The 13332-nt window shown below is 73.7% G+C and carries 15 protein-coding genes and 1 pseudogene; 6 read left to right on the top strand and 10 right to left on the bottom strand.

Going from position 1 to position 13332, the window contains the following annotated elements; all coding sequences use genetic code 11:
- Positions 1–233: 233 nt before the first annotated feature.
- Both IF43_RS0129805 and IF43_RS43615 read right to left on the bottom strand, forming a co-directional pair.
- Positions 234–2234: an FUSC family protein gene (locus tag IF43_RS0129805; protein WP_199922802.1), complete on the bottom strand. Its 2001-nt coding sequence runs from the start codon at positions 2232–2234 to the stop codon at positions 234–236.
- A 115-nt stretch (positions 2235–2349) separates the two neighbouring features.
- A complete protein-coding gene (locus tag IF43_RS43615) occupies positions 2350–3189 on the bottom strand; it encodes a hypothetical protein (protein WP_037890614.1) in 840 nt (279 codons plus the stop codon).
- Between the two features lie 204 nt (positions 3190–3393).
- Between IF43_RS43615 and IF43_RS0129795 the strand changes: the two genes are divergently transcribed.
- Together IF43_RS0129795 and IF43_RS0129790 are read left to right on the top strand one after the other, a co-directional pair.
- Positions 3394–3795, top strand: a complete 402-nt coding sequence (locus tag IF43_RS0129795) for a hypothetical protein (RefSeq protein WP_030207790.1) — start codon at positions 3394–3396, stop codon at positions 3793–3795.
- A 160-nt stretch (positions 3796–3955) separates the two neighbouring features.
- Complete coding sequence (locus IF43_RS0129790) at positions 3956–5344, top strand: FAD-binding oxidoreductase (RefSeq protein ID WP_030207782.1); 1389 nt, start codon at positions 3956–3958, stop codon at positions 5342–5344.
- Positions 5345–5377: 33 nt separating this feature from the next.
- Here the strand turns inward: IF43_RS0129790 and IF43_RS0129785 are convergent, their stop codons facing one another.
- From IF43_RS0129785 to IF43_RS0129765, 5 genes are all read right to left on the bottom strand, one after another.
- The gene (locus IF43_RS0129785) at positions 5378–5605 is read right to left on the bottom strand and encodes a hypothetical protein (protein WP_030207780.1); all 228 of its coding nucleotides are present in this window, start codon (positions 5603–5605) and stop codon (positions 5378–5380) included.
- 60 nt (positions 5606–5665) lie between these two features.
- Positions 5666–6019 carry a hypothetical protein gene (locus IF43_RS0129780; protein WP_158939554.1) on the bottom strand — a complete coding sequence of 118 codons (354 nt, stop codon included), beginning with the start codon at positions 6017–6019 and terminating at the stop codon, positions 5666–5668.
- 93 nt (positions 6020–6112) lie between these two features.
- A complete protein-coding gene (locus tag IF43_RS0129775; protein ID WP_234332583.1) occupies positions 6113–6430 on the bottom strand; it encodes a hypothetical protein in 318 nt (105 codons plus the stop codon).
- 74 nt (positions 6431–6504) lie between these two features.
- Complete coding sequence (locus IF43_RS0129770) at positions 6505–7278, bottom strand: CbtA family protein (RefSeq protein WP_030207773.1); 774 nt, start codon at positions 7276–7278, stop codon at positions 6505–6507.
- Between the two features lie 27 nt (positions 7279–7305).
- Complete coding sequence (locus IF43_RS0129765; protein ID WP_030207772.1) at positions 7306–7524, bottom strand: CbtB-domain containing protein; 219 nt, start codon at positions 7522–7524, stop codon at positions 7306–7308.
- A 192-nt stretch (positions 7525–7716) separates the two neighbouring features.
- On the opposite strand from IF43_RS0129765, the gene IF43_RS0129760 reads away from it, so the two are divergent.
- Positions 7717–8160: a histidine phosphatase family protein gene (locus IF43_RS0129760; protein WP_030207770.1), complete on the top strand. Its 444-nt coding sequence runs from the start codon at positions 7717–7719 to the stop codon at positions 8158–8160.
- On the opposite strand, the gene pucL is transcribed toward IF43_RS0129760, so the two are convergent.
- The gene (pucL, locus tag IF43_RS0129755) at positions 8157–9074 is read right to left on the bottom strand and encodes a factor-independent urate hydroxylase (RefSeq protein WP_030207767.1); all 918 of its coding nucleotides are present in this window, start codon (positions 9072–9074) and stop codon (positions 8157–8159) included. The two genes, IF43_RS0129760 and pucL, sit on opposite strands and share 4 nt — an antisense overlap.
- 243 nt (positions 9075–9317) lie before the next feature.
- On the bottom strand, positions 9318–10739 hold the full coding sequence (locus IF43_RS0129750) for an aspartate aminotransferase family protein (RefSeq protein ID WP_030207764.1): 1422 nt from the start codon (positions 10737–10739) through the stop codon (positions 9318–9320).
- A gap of 180 nt (positions 10740–10919) precedes the next feature.
- On the opposite strand from IF43_RS0129750, the gene IF43_RS0129745 reads away from it, so the two are divergent.
- The 3 genes and pseudogenes from IF43_RS0129745 to IF43_RS43775 form a co-directional block, all read left to right on the top strand.
- Complete coding sequence (locus tag IF43_RS0129745; RefSeq protein ID WP_051796419.1) at positions 10920–11234, top strand: hypothetical protein; 315 nt, start codon at positions 10920–10922, stop codon at positions 11232–11234.
- A 35-nt stretch (positions 11235–11269) separates the two neighbouring features.
- A complete protein-coding gene (locus IF43_RS0129740) occupies positions 11270–11686 on the top strand; it encodes an STAS domain-containing protein (protein WP_051796416.1) in 417 nt (138 codons plus the stop codon).
- A pseudogene (locus IF43_RS43775) lies at positions 11683–12147 on the top strand (ATP-binding protein); the annotation flags it as partial. The gene IF43_RS0129740 and the pseudogene IF43_RS43775, both read left to right, overlap by 4 nt.
- A gap of 34 nt (positions 12148–12181) precedes the next feature.
- On the opposite strand, the gene IF43_RS0129735 reads toward IF43_RS43775, so the two are convergent.
- On the bottom strand, positions 12182–13231 hold the full coding sequence (locus IF43_RS0129735; RefSeq protein ID WP_078910561.1) for an RNA polymerase sigma factor SigF: 1050 nt from the start codon (positions 13229–13231) through the stop codon (positions 12182–12184).
- Positions 13232–13332 lie beyond the last annotated feature (101 nt).

Raw genomic sequence — 13332 nt, 5'->3', positions numbered from 1 at the left:
GGGCTTTGGGGCTTCGCCCTGGCCTGCGGCCACCCCTGGCCCGGGCCTGCCTCCGGTCCAGCCTGCCACCCCTGTCAAGCGCCTCCCCCACACACCACGCGACCCACCAGGCACTGCCAAGGATCCGGCGGCCTTCCGCCCCGTGGTGGGTCGAACGGTGAGGGGAGCTCTCACGGGTGGGTCGAACGGTGACGGGAGCTCTCACGGGTGGGCCGAACGGTGACGGGAGTCCCTCACAGGCGGGCCGAGGCGATCGCGCGGGCTCCCGCGACCTCCTGGCGGAGCGGCTCGAGCACGCCCTCGTCCTCGTCCTCGCCCTCCGGCACGGCGTCGCGCAGCGAGTCGGGGTCGCGGTCGGCGCGCACCACCGCGGCCAGCTCGCGAAGCTCGCCGGCGATCGCGGCGACCTCCGCCGCCGGCGGCCCGGCGGCGCCGTGGTCGACCCGCACGCGGGCCGCCGTGGTGGCGTCGACGACCCGCTCCACGGCCACCACGAGCGGCCACCAGGCGGCCGCCCGGGTCCCGGTGGGCGGCGGTTCGGTCAGGGCCCGCTGGAACTCCGACCGGACGGCGGACATGTCGCGGTAGATCCGACGGCGGGCCTGCACCCGCACCACACGGGCGGCCCGGAGCCGGTCCTCGTCGATGCCGAGGTCGGGGCGGAAGGCCCGCTCGACGTACCGGGCGGCGTCGTCCACGGCGTGGGCGAGCCGGTCGCCGACGCGGCTGTGCCAGCTCTCGGGCCACAGCAGGTAGCCGGCGATCAGGGTGATCGCGCAGCCGATGAGGGAGTCCAGCAGGCGCGGCCGGACCAGGTCGAAGCCCTGGTGGTTGAGGAGGTCGGAGAGCAGCAGGATCACCGGGGTGATGGCCGCGGTCTGGAAGGCGTAGCCCTTGACGGAGAAGATCGGGATCAGCGCGCCCAGCACCACCATCACGGGCACGTCCCATCCGCCGCGCGGCACCTCGGACAGCACCGCGGCCGCCACGACCAGCCCGCCCGCGGTGCCCAGGGCACGCAGCACCGCCCGCGAGAACACCGATCCGAAGTCGGGCTTGAGGACGAAGGTGACGGTCAGCGCGACCCAGTACGAGCGCTCCACCTCCACCAGCGAGACCAGCGACTGGGCCAGCCCGATGCACAGCGCCAGCCGCAGCCCGTACCGCCAGGACTCGCGGGAGAACATCAGGTCCCGCACGTTGCGGCGCACCCGGATGCGCAGGGCGGCCGGGCGGCCCAGCCGGTCGTCCACGTTGTACGGGTCGGGGTCGGGCGTGTGGACGATGGCCGCCGCGTGCCGCAGGGCCGCCTCGATGGCCCGCTCCGAGGGGGTCGACGGCGGCGCGAGGCCCAGGTCGAGCTCGCCGGTGCCGGTACGGCCCTCCTCGACGGCCTCGGCGAGCTCCCGTACCGCCGCGGGGATCGAGGGCGGCAGCGGCCGGCCCCGCTGGTGCGCGGCGGGCGCGGCCTCGACCAGCGGGATGACCACGTTGAGCTGGGCCAGCAGCCGCACCAGGACCGGGCTGCGGCCGTGCACGCGGGCCCGCCGCCCGAGGACCAGGTCGTAGGCCTGGTTGAGGGCCTGGGTGACCTCCTGGCGGCGCTCCTCGTACGTCGGCCCGCCCGCCGCCTCCAACAGGTCGGCCAGCGAGCGGTAGGTGGCCGCCACCGCGGCCCGTTCGGGCCCCCGGCCGCGCAGCGGCCAGCCCAGCAGGGTCAGCAGCAGGACGAACAGTCCGCCGGCGGTGAGCAGCACGGGCGCGGTCCACCAGGGCTCGGGCATCGCCAGCCCGGCCCCGACCACGGCGTTGAGCAGGAGCAGCAGCCCGGAGACCGAGGCCACGGTGCCGATCGAGGAGATCATCCCGGAGACCAGCGCGACCAGGGTGAGGGCCGCGACCGCGACCCAGCCGTGGCCGTAGACGAGGGTGCCCAGGGCCACGCCGACGGCGCCGAAGAACTGCGGGACGGCGATGTTGTAGACGCGCATGCGGTAGGCGTCGGCGGTGTCGCCGATCACCGCGGCCAGTGCGCCCATGGAGACGAGGGCGCCGTACTCCGGCTCGTCCATGATCCAGCCGACGGCGAGCGGGGCGGCCAGCCCGATGCCGGCCCGGGCCGCGGCCGCCCACGGCACGGGGGCGGCGGACGGGCGCAGGCCTGCCAGGAGCCACTCGGGGGGAATCAGCGGATGGGACCGGGAGCGTTCGGGCGGTGCCTGGTCCGTGCTCATGGCCGTGGAGCTCCTGCGCGAATCGTTCCTTCTGCCTACAGAAGCGAGCTTATGGGGTGACCGGTCGTCGCCGGCACGGTGCGGGCGCCGCCCGTCGGCACCGGGTGCGCGGACGTCAGCCGGGCCGCGGCAACCGCCCCGCCAGCCAGGCGCCCAGCGCCAGCGCCACCCCCGCGGCGAGCACCCCCCACGCGGTGGTCCGCAGGAAGGCGGTCAGCGCGTCGTACACCGCCCCCGCCGCCGCCCGGTCCACGTCGGCCGGCAGGTCGCCGAGGGTGAGCCGGCGGCCCAGCGGCACGGCGGCCGCCAGCAGCAGCGCCCCGACGGCCAGCCCCACGCCCGTCGCGGCCAGCGCGGTGCGGCGGCGTGCGGAGACCGCGACGGCGACCGCGACCAGCACCAGCGTGGCGACGGGCAGCCAGATGCCGGCGACCTGCAGCACGTGGAACCCCTTCCGGAGGGCGCCCAGGTTCTCGTACTCCATGACCGTGATCGCGGTGTGCGTCTCGGGGATGCGGTCCACGAACGGCACCCCGTCCGCCATCAGGTCCGCCTTGACCTGCGCGATGACGGGGGCGAGGTCGACGCTGACGGTGTTGCCCGCGCCGCTGTCGAGGGCGCTGAAGAAGGCGTGGTGGGCGGCGCGGTTGGCCGCGTTCCACGCGGTGCGGAAGGCCTCGGTGTCCACGAACGACGCCACCGCCTCGCCGAGCAGCCCCGTCACCGCCCCCTGGAACGGCCCGGCGTCGATCTGCTTCGCGATGGCCGTGGTGGCCTGCCCGGCCACCGCCCGGCGCACGTCCGGGTCGCGGGCGAGCGGGGCCATCGCGGCGACGTACGCGTCCTCGTCACCGAGCACCCGGTCGGCCCACACCGCGGCGGCGCCCAGCGGCACGAGCACGGCGAGGAGCGCGACGAGCACCCCGTTCAGCACCGCCGACCATGAGCTCCGCACGTCACCGCTCCGCACGTCACCAGGGAACGGGACCCGGTCCGGCCACCGCGAGCAGGACTGCTGCGCGCGGGTGAGTGATTGATCCACTTGCCGGTACCGGGCCGCGGGTGTGCCCTTGAGGGTGGAGAGCCGACGGCCGGGCGCCGGGCGGTGGCGCCGCACCCGGTGTGCGGCCCCCGGCGCGCGCCACGGAAGGAGTCCGTCATGGCACACGCGGCACCCGCGGCCCCCGGCCGACACATGACCGGTCTGAAGGTCAGCCCCTGGCACCTCGTCGCCCCTCTGGGCATGGGCCTGCTGTACGGGCTCTGGTGTGCGTTCATGAAGCGCGAGCGGGGCACGCTCCCCGTCGACGCCGCCAACATCTGGTACGGCATCCTGTGCGGCGTCGTCTTCGCCGTGGCGTGGTTCGTGCTGGCCCGGGTGGGCCCGGCGCTGCCGCGCGAGCTGCGGGCGACCATGTGGTTCGCGTTCGCGGGGATCTCGTTCGGCTACCTGTATAGCCTCACCAACGACAGCATCTGGCGCACCGTCGTCGTCGCCCTTTCGGTGGCGGTCCCGGTCGGCGCGGGGGCCTTCTACCGCTACTACATGCGCGAGCCCTAGACGGAGCGCCGGGCGAGGGACCGGCCCCCGGGACGCCGCCGGTCGGCGGCGGCGTCCCCCGTGGCGGGGCGTACCGCGCAGGAGGAGACTGGGGGTGGGCCCGGGTGGGTCTCCAGCGCGGCCGCCGAGGATCGGACAGGGGGGTGTCTGGAGGACGGCCATGGGCGGTACAGCTGTGGAGACGCTGCGCGAATCGCTGCGCGGCGAGGTGATCGGCCCCGAGGACGCGGGGTACGACGAGGCCCGGACCATCTACAACGCGATGATCGACCGGCGGCCGGCGGTCATCGCGCGGTGCGCGGACCCGACCGACGTACGGACGGCGCTGCGGTTCGCCCGCGACGCCGGCATGGATCTGACGGTGCGCTGCGGCGGGCACAGCGGGCCCGGCCTGTGCATCGTCGACGACGCGCTGGTGATCGACCTGTCGCGCATGCGGTGGGTGCGGGTGGACCCCGCGAAGCGGACCGCCCTGGTGGGCGGCGGCACCCAGCTCGGCGACCTCGACCACGAGGCGTACGGACACGGGCTCGCGACCCCCGCCGGCATCATGTCGACGACCGGGGTCGGCGGGCTGACCCTGGGCGGCGGGCACGGGCACCTGACCCGGGCGTACGGGCTGACCATCGACAACCTGCTCGCGGCGGACGTCGTCCTCGCGGACGGCTCGACCGTCACCGCGTCGCCGGACGAGCACCCTGACCTCTTCTGGGCGTTGCGCGGCGGAGGCGGCAACTTCGGCGTCGTGACCTCGTTCCGCTTCGCCCTGCACCCGGTCAAGGACGTGGGGCTCGCCGTCACCCTCTGGGAGCCGGAGCACATCGGGGCGGTGCTGGACTGGTACCGCACGTTCCTGCCGGCCGCGCCGAACGACCTGAACGGCTTCTTCGCCACGCTGCGGGTCGCGCCCGGGCCGCCGTTCCCGGAGGAGATCCACGGCAGGCGGATGTGCGGCGTGGTGTGGTGCACCACGGGCGCGCTCGACGAGGAAGGCCTGGCGAAGACCTTCGCCCCGGTCGTCGAACCCGCTCCGCCCGCCTTCCACTTCGCGACGCCGATCCCGTACCCGGCCCTGCAGGCGATGTTCGACGAGCTGATCCCCAAGGGCCTGCAGTGGTACTGGCGCGGTGACTTCTTCGACCGGATCACGGACGGCGCGATCGACGTGCACGGCACCTTCCTGGAGAACATCCCCACGGCGCTGTCGACGATGCACCTGTACCCCGTGGACGGCGCGGCCCACGACCCCGGCCGCGAGGACACGGCCTGGGCCTACCGGGACGCGGTCTGGTCCGGTGTGATCGGCGGGATCAGCCCGGAGGCGTCGGAGGCCGAGGCGATCCGCACATGGGCGGTGGACTACTGGGAGGCCCTGCACCCGCACTCGATGGGTGGCGCGTACGTCAACTTCCTCGGCGCGGACGAGGGCGGCGACCGTGTCCGGGCCACGTACCGCGGACACTACGACCGGCTGGCCGACGTGAAGCGGACGTACGACCCGGACAACGTCTTCCACCACAACCAGAACGTCGTCCCGGCGGGGAGCTAGCAGTCCGAAGGACCGCCGGCCCCCTCCGGAGTCTCAGCCCCGGGCACCGGGCCGCCGCTCGGGGAGCTCGGTCGGGTGGTCCGGTTCCGTCGCCTCCGCCCCGTCGGCGGAGGCCGGTCCGGCCGGTCCGCCGGGTACGGGGGAGACGGCGGGGCCGGCGGGTCCGGGGGGTGCGGGCGGCACGGCCGGCGGGCGGGGGGTCGTGCGGGCGGCCTCGGCGCGCAGCATGGCGTGCAGCGCCGCGAAGGGGTCGAAGGGCATGGCGAAGCACCTCGCGGTGGTGTGGGGGGTGAAGGGTGTACGCGTCTGACGCCGGAGCCGTCAGCAGCGCAGCACCGCACCCCGCACCGCGGCGGGCGGCCGTACGGGCTCGTCCCGGGGTGCGCAAGAAGGGGAGCGCGGCCCGGCGGGGAGGGCCGGGGCGGCCACCGGGGCGGCCCCGGGCGCCCGGCGCGGAGCCGCCTCGCGCGTGAAGTGGCGTACGACCACCCGGCCGTCCGCGTCGGGGGCGGCGGGGTCACCGGGCTCGGCGGGCGCGCCCGCCGACGGGGGTGACTCCGCCGGTCCCGCGCCGGACGCGGCCCCGCACACCAGGCCCACGAGCGCGAGCAGCAGCGCGGTGAGCACGGCGCACAGCGCCACGCTCCCGCTTCGCCCGCGCCGTGTTCCGCTCATGCCCGTGAGGTTTCCACGGCGGGACCCGTCGCCCAGCCCTCCGGGGCGCAGAACCGCCCGATGGGCGGAGCGCACGCGCCGGGCCGGGGGCGCTCAGACCACCCAGAAGCCGAGCACCATCGTGGTGGCGCCCAGCAGGGCCGCCGTCAGGTGGAGCCCCGCGTGCCCGTAGTCGCCGTGCACCAGTTGCCGGACCAGGCCGCCGAGCGCGGTCAGCGTCGAGACGATCGCCACCTGGGGGACGAGCAGCACCTGGAAGAAGGGCAGGAGGGCCAGCAGTAACGCGCCCAGCCATAAGGGGGCCGAGCCGGTCCATCCGTACCAGTGCCACAGGTCGCGGGGCCGGGCGTGCCGCTGCCGCCGCTCGCCGCTCCTGGTCGCCACCGCGCTGTTGCCCGCCGAATCGTCCACGGCGCCGCCTCCCCCGTACAAATGACCCTGTCGACAGGGCCGTTGTACCGGAAGAGGCGGCGTCCGAAGTAGCCTCAGGACGGTACGGCCGCGGATCGCGCGGCCGGCGTCCCCGCGGGAGCGGGCGTCAGCACCCGCTCCGCGAGCACTCCGAAGACGAGGCCGAAGGCCGTCCACATGGTGGCCTGGATGGCCAGCGAGACCATCCTGAACTGCCAGATGAGGGTGGCCGGGAAGTCGGCCGGGACCTCGTTGACCGCCGGCAGGAACGCGAACGCCAGCCCGATCGCGACGACGAAGACCGCCCCCGCGACCACGGACGCGTTCCAGTTGCCCAGGCGCGGGGCCAGCCGGCGCCCGAGGATCACCGCGCCCGCCGACAGCAGCAGGCTCAGCACGATCATCAGGACGTACAGCGTGGTCCGCTTCCCCACGGTGTCGGGGTCGCCGACGGCCGGCGGGTTGGCCGGGTACTTGAGAAAGGGCACGAGGGACACGGCCACGAAGGCCCCGCCCGCCGTCAGCGCGGCGGTGGCGCGCACCCCGAACCGCCCGATGCGGCCCAGGACGAAGCAGAAGACCAGCGCGGCGATGCCGCCCAGGGCGATGCTGAAGAGCCCGACGGCGGTGCCGAGGCCCGCCGTCGCCTGCATCGTCCGGCTGACCAGTTCCTCGGCGTGCTCATGGGCGCCGCCGGCCGCGGCCGCCTCGTGGGCCTCCTCGAAGGCGATGGCCGCGTCCACCTTGGACTCGCCCAGGAAGTACGAGACGAGCCACGAGAGCACCCCCGCGGCGAGCCCCGCCAGCATTCCGCGGACCAACAGGGCCCGTACGGAGACAGAGTTCACGATCGTTCCCCGGTTCCTCCCCGTGCCTCAGTGGCAGGGGAAGCCGAGCAGGTGGCGACCGTCGTGCATCCACTCGTGGATGGTCTCGCCCTGGACGAGCGCGGTGGCACCCTGCTCGCCGCCGACGACGTAGAGGAGGGCGAGCATGAGGACGCCGAAGAAGACGGCCCACGGGGCCAGGGCCTTCAGCGAGATGGGGGCGATGGCGGCGTCGGTGGCCGTCGCGGGCACAGTGGCCTGAGCCATGGCAGAACCTCCAGAGGGAACACGCGTCCCGGTCAGTGGTGCACTCAACGACGGTTACGGGTCTGACTTCTCCCCTCCTGGATGGAGGGGAATCACAGTGGCGCGACCGTGCCGGATTCTCACCGGTACTTCCGTCCTACCGTCGTCTATTGGTCATGTCGTCCGTGACCGTACCGCGTTTATGCTCCGCTTATGAACCCCTCATCGGTACGAGTTCGGCTGGTCACGCCCGCTCTGGACGGGGATGTCCGGGAGCGGCGGTTCGGCGGAGGGGGTCCCTTCGCGATGCGGGCGGGCGAGTGGGCGGGCCGTACCCTCGACGAGGTCGCGGCCGAGGACCCCGAGGCCCTGCACGCCTGGCTGACCGACCCCGACTTCGCACCCCCCGGCGGGGAGTCGGTCACCGGGCTCGTCGCCCGCGCCGGGGCGTGGCTGGCCTCCCTGGAGCCCGGCGCGCACCGGGTGGAGGCCGCCGACCAGGCGTTCGTACGGGCGGCCGTCGTGCACGCGCTGGACCTGCCGGTCGCGGCCTTCTGGCGGCTGGACGCGCGGCCCCGCACGGCCGTCGAACTCAGTGGCCGCGCGGGACGGTGGAACCTGCGGATCGGGACGCCCGAAGGGGCCGCCCGGAACTAGGCCACGATCCAGTCGCTGGTGGCGATGACGGGGCTCACGCCGTCGCGGTGGACGGTGCCCTCGATCAGGCCGTACATCCGGTCGGCCGCGTAATACACCTCGTTGTCGTTCTTGAGGCCGAAGGGCTCCAGGTCGACGAGGAAGTGGTGCTTGTTGGGGAGGTTGAGCCGGACCTCGTTGACCCGCGGGCAGTTGTCGAGCACGCGCTCGGCCATCTGGTTCAGCGTCTGCTGGAGCGAGTACGAGTAGGTCTCCGCGAAGGCTTCCAGCATGTGCTTGCGGACCTTCTTGTAGGACCGGTCCCAGTCGTGCCCCGCGTCGTCGGCGGCCAGGTTGGAGTGGGCCCAGCGCGCCGTGACCTTGGTCGCCAGGATGCGGTCGTACGCCTCCTGGAGGGTCGTGTACCTGTCCTTGACGTAGCCGTGGAACTCGGAGTCGGTCGAGTTCATCACCGTCAGGTCCTTCAGGCCGGAGATGACCTGCAGGCCCGTGGTCTCGCTGTAGGTGATCTGCGCGGTGCGCACCTCCTGGCCCTTGCGGACGAAGGAGTGCTGCTCCTTGCGGGTCGGCACCGGGATGCGGTCCCAGGCGAACTCCTCGACGCGGATCTGCGCTTCGCGGATCGGGGTCTGGGAGGAGACGAAGTGCTTGGCGAGCAGGATGCCGAAGGCCTCGGGCGACTCGACGCCGTGCTCCTTGGCGAACGCGTAGACCGTGTTCTTGGTCGTGTCGGTCGGCAGGCAGTTGGTGTTGTCGCCGGTGAGGTGCACGTCGCGGAACTCGCCGCGGAGGGCGACCGACACGTTCAGGTCGCGGATCTCGTGCCAGGAGCTGTCGCTGCCCTTGCGGGTGACCTTGACGATGCGGTTCTCGGCCTTGCCGTACTGGTTCTGGGCCAGGACGTGCTTGCTCATGCTCGGTGTCCTTCGGGTACGCGGAGTCCAGGGGATCCCGTACGCCCGGCGTCCGACGCCCGTGCCCGGAGCCCTTTCCCGGAGTCCGGCCGCGCGCCCCCCGCCGTTCGGTCCCGTGGGACCGCCCCGGGACTGACGTGCATCCCGGTCCGTAGGTGCATGTCGGATTGCAGCACGTACGCGGGGGAACGGGCCCGGTCCCGATCCTCCGAGACCGGGCCCCCCGCTTCGTCGGAACCCACATCACGCCATGTGGGCGTCCGTGACCGACAGCGCCTCGTCGAGGATCTCCAGGCCCTCGCGCGCCTCGGCCTCCGAGATGGTGCACGGCGGTGCGACGTGGGTGCGGTTCATGGTGGTCAGCGGCCACAGCCCGCGCTTGCGGCAGGCGGCGGCGAAGGCGTTCACCGGAGCGTTCGCCCCACCCGTGGCGCCGTACGGCACCAGTGGTTCGCGGGTGGCCGGGTCGCGGACGAACTCCAGCGCCCAGAACGTGCCCAGGCCCCGCACCTCGCCCACGGACGGGTGCCGCGCGGCCAGTTCCCGCAGGCCCGGGCCGAGCACCTCGGCGCCGATCCGGGCGGAGTGCTCCACCACGCCCTCCTGCGCCATGGCGGTAATCGTGCCGACCGCGGCCGCGCAGGCCAGCGGGTGCCCGGAGTACGTCAGCCCGCCGGGGTAGGGGCGGGTGGCGAAGGTCTGCGCGATGGCCGGCGAGATCGCCACCCCGCCGAGCGGCACGTAGCCGCTGTTCACGCCCTTGGCGAAGGTCAGCAGGTCGGGTACGACGTCCCAGTGGTCGGCGGCGAACCAGGCGCCGGTCCGGGCGAAGCCGACCATGACCTCGTCGAGGACGAACACGATCCCGTACCGGTCGCACAGCTCCCGTACCCCGGCCAGGTAGCCGGCCGGCGGCACCAGCACGCCCGAGGAGCCGGGGACGGTCTCCAGCACGACCGCCGCGACGGTGGCCGGCCCCTCGAAGACGATGGTGTCCTCCAGGTGCCGCAGGGCGCGCTCGCACTCCTCCGCCCCGGTCGTGGCGTGGAACGGCGACCGGTAGAGGAACGGGCCCCAGAAGTGCACGGTGCCCGCGGTGCCGGTGTCGGAGGCCCAGCGGCGCGGGTCGCCGGTCAGGTTGATCGCCCCGGCCGTGGCGCCGTGGTACGAGCGGTAGCTGCTCAGGACCTTGGGGCGGCCGGTGTGCAGCCGGGCCATGCGGACGGCGTTCTCCACGGCCTCGGCGCCGCCGTTGGTGAAGAAGATCTTGTCGAGGTCGCCGGGGGTGCGCTCGGCGATCAGTCGGGCGGCCTCGGAACGCGGCTCGGCGGCCAGGCCGGGCGCCAGGGTGCAGAGCCTGCCGGCCTGTTCCTGGATCGCGGCCACGACCGCGGGGTGCTGGTAGCCGAGGTTCGTGTAGACCAGGGCGCTGGAGAAGTCGAGGTAGCGGTTGCCGTCGTAGTCCCACAGGTAGGAGCCCTGCGCGCCGGCGATCGGCAGCGGGTCGATCAGGTCCTGGGCGGACCACGAGTGGAACACGTGGGCCCGGTCCGCGGCCCGCACGGCGTCCCGCGCGACCGGATCGGGCGCCCCCGGGGACGATCCGGTGACCGGCGCACCCCGGCGCCCGCCCGCCCTGCCGGGCTCGGTCGCGGTCTCGCTCATGCAGTGCCTCCCAGGGGCGGACGACGGCGGATCGGAACCCGGCAGCATAGTCCATATCTCGCCTGGTGGAAATAGACTTCCGAAATACGAAAAATGAATGGAGGGGTGGAGGGCGGGTAGGTGCGCGGCATACCCGCGGGCCGGGGACCGCCGGGGCGTGCATGCGGCAGGGAGGAAGCGATGGCCAGGGACATGGCCGGACTGGTCGGATACAAGGTCGAGGCGTCCGACGGACACATCGGCAGGATCGACAAGCACAGCGAATACGTGGGGCGGCAGTTCGTGGTCGTCGACACCGGTCCCTGGATCTTCGGCAGGAACGTGGTGGTGCCCGCCTCGCTGGTCGCGCGGGTGGACGACGAGAACGAGACCGTCCACATCTCCGCCACCAAGGACGAGATCAAGGGCTCGCCCGACTTCGAGAGCGGGCAGCACGACGACGACGTGGCGGTCATCCGGCTCATCGAGCAGTACTACGCGAACCGCCACATGTGACGCTGGTACGACCACACGTGCGTCCGGAGGTTCCCATGGCTGAGGTACCCACGGCCCGAGCTGCGGCCGGCCGTAGGGACGGCGAGCGGTTCGCCGTCGAGGTGCGGCCCGAGCGCGAGGCCGTCGTCCTGCTGCTCTCGGGGGAGCTGGACCACGACACCGCGGAGCCGTTGCGCGAGGCCGTCACGGCCGCGCTCGCCGGGCCCGGGCGGCCGCGGCTGGTCGTCGACTGCGCCGGGCTGCGGTTCTGCGACTCCACCGGCCTGAACGTGCTGCTGCGGGCGCGGCTCGCGGCGCAGGAGGTCGGAGGGAGGCTGGAGCTGGCGGACGTGCGCCAGCCCGTGGCCCGGATGTTCCGCCTCACCGGGGCGGACGGGGTCTTCCGCATCCACGCGGACCTGGCGGCGGCCCTGGGCGGCGCGCAGGGCACCGTGGAGGAGGATCGGTCATGACGGGGAACGGCGAGGCGCTCCCCGCGGAACAGACCCGCCGGCTGTGGCTGGGCGGCGGGACCAAAGGTGTGGTGACCCGGTGCCGGGACTTCACCCGCGAGGCGCTGACCGACTGGCAGTGGCTGCCCGCCTCCGGCGACTCCACCCCCCTGGACGGGACCTACCCCGACCCGCCCGCCGGCCAGGACCCGGAGGAGTGGCAGGAGCGCTGGGCGGCCGTCGAGGACGCGCTGCTGCTGGTCTCCGAGGTGGTCACCAACGCCTGCATGCACGCGGGCGGTCCCACCGAGCTGCTGCTGCACCGCGCCCCCGGCCTGCTGCGGATCGAGGTCACCGACCCGAGTCCGGTGACGCCGCGCGTCAGGCCGTCCGGTGACCCCGCCCTGCCGGGGGGCCACGGGCTGGTCGTGCTGGAGCGGCTCTCCCGGGAGTGGGGCTACCGGCCGGCCGGAAGCGGCAAGACCGTGTGGCTGGAGGTCCCCGCCCCGGCACCGCTCACGCGGGAGGGGCGGTCGACCGCTCGGGACGGGCGGGCGCGGCCGGACCGGCCGGCGCAGACAGGGCAGACAGGGCGGTCGGACCGGTCGGCCGGGGGGCCGCGGGAGGATGGGCGGGGGGCTCCGGAGACGGATCCGCCAGCAGGCCCTTACGCAGCTCCGCCAGCGTCCGGCTGAGCAGCCGCGAGACGTGCATCTGGGAGATCCCGAGCCGGGCGCCGATCTCGGACTGGGTCAGCTCGGCGCCGAACCGCAGCGACAGGATCTCCTTGTCCCGCTCCGGCAGCCCGGCGAGCAGCGGCTTGAGGGCCTCCAGGCACTCGATGCGCTCGTACGCGGGCTCCTCCTCGCCCAGCGACCGCTGGACGGTGCCCGGATCGGCGTCCTCCTGCACCGGCGCGTCCAGCGAGCGGGAGGCGTACGCCTGGGCGGCCTGCCGGCCCTCCGCCACCTCCGCCTCCGTCGTTCCGAGCCGCTCGGCGAGCTCCGCGTCCGTGGGCGTCCGGCCCAGCCGCTGCTCCAGCGCGTCGGAGGTCTTGGCCAGGTCCAGCCGCAGCTCCTGGAGGCGGCGCGGCACCCGGACCGCCCAGCTGGTGTCGCGGAAGTAGCGCTTGATCTCGCCGGTGATGGTCGGCAGGGCGAACGAGGTGAACTCCACGCCGCGGTCCGGGTCGTACCGGTTGATCGCCTTGATCAGGCCGACGGTGCCGACCTGGACGATGTCCTCCAGCGGCTCGCTGCGGCCGCGGAAGCGGCGGGCGGCGAACTTCACCAGGCTGAGGTTGAGCTCCACCAGGGTGTTGCGGACGTACGAGTACTCCGGCGAGCCCTCGGCGAGCATGCCGAGCCGCAGGAACAGGGCCGTGGAGAGGGCCCGGGCGTCGGCGGTGGACGCCTGCCGGGGGTTGAGGAGCACGTCCTCGACGGGCACGGGCGCGGGCGTCGGCGCGGTGGTCCTGGTGTGCTCCGGCCGGCGGTCGGCGTGCGGTGCCGGGGTAGGGGAGGCGGGGCGGGGTTCCGCGGTCTGCGGGACGGTCCTGGCAGTCATGGAGGCCTCCGACCAGTGTGTCGGTATGCACCCGTTTCATACCCTCTGTGGGGCTTGTGACCCTTTCTCGTGCCACGCTGGTCCCAGGAGGTCATCCGGGG

It is taken from the genome of Streptomyces sp. NRRL S-87 (genome assembly GCF_000719335.1).
Classification (GTDB): Bacteria; Actinomycetota; Actinomycetes; order Streptomycetales; family Streptomycetaceae; genus Streptomyces.
Note: the sequence above shows the minus strand (reverse complement) of the source record. Positions and strands in the feature narration are given on the sequence as shown.

Bases quoted from the DNA above. Each gene is read 5' to 3' on its own strand.
- IF43_RS0129735 (WP_078910561.1), bottom strand. From the start codon at position 13,231: ATGACTGCCAGGACCGTCCCGCAGACCGCGGAACCCCGCCCCGCCTCC.
- IF43_RS0129790 (WP_030207782.1), top strand. From the start codon at position 3,956: ATGGGCGGTACAGCTGTGGAGACGCTGCGCGAATCGCTGCGCGGCGAG.
- IF43_RS0129760 (WP_030207770.1), top strand. From the start codon at position 7,717: ATGAACCCCTCATCGGTACGAGTTCGGCTGGTCACGCCCGCTCTGGAC.
- pucL (WP_030207767.1), bottom strand. From the start codon at position 9,074: ATGAGCAAGCACGTCCTGGCCCAGAACCAGTACGGCAAGGCCGAGAAC.
- IF43_RS0129765 (WP_030207772.1), bottom strand. From the start codon at position 7,524: ATGGCTCAGGCCACTGTGCCCGCGACGGCCACCGACGCCGCCATCGCC.
- IF43_RS0129795 (WP_030207790.1), top strand. From the start codon at position 3,394: ATGGCACACGCGGCACCCGCGGCCCCCGGCCGACACATGACCGGTCTG.
- IF43_RS0129740 (WP_051796416.1), top strand. From the start codon at position 11,270: ATGGCTGAGGTACCCACGGCCCGAGCTGCGGCCGGCCGTAGGGACGGC.
- IF43_RS0129745 (WP_051796419.1), top strand. From the start codon at position 10,920: ATGGCCAGGGACATGGCCGGACTGGTCGGATACAAGGTCGAGGCGTCC.
- IF43_RS0129785 (WP_030207780.1), bottom strand. From the start codon at position 5,605: ATGCCCTTCGACCCCTTCGCGGCGCTGCACGCCATGCTGCGCGCCGAG.
- IF43_RS0129805 (WP_199922802.1), bottom strand. From the start codon at position 2,234: ATGAGCACGGACCAGGCACCGCCCGAACGCTCCCGGTCCCATCCGCTG.
- IF43_RS0129750 (WP_030207764.1), bottom strand. From the start codon at position 10,739: ATGAGCGAGACCGCGACCGAGCCCGGCAGGGCGGGCGGGCGCCGGGGT.
- IF43_RS0129780 (WP_158939554.1), bottom strand. From the start codon at position 6,019: ATGAGCGGAACACGGCGCGGGCGAAGCGGGAGCGTGGCGCTGTGCGCC.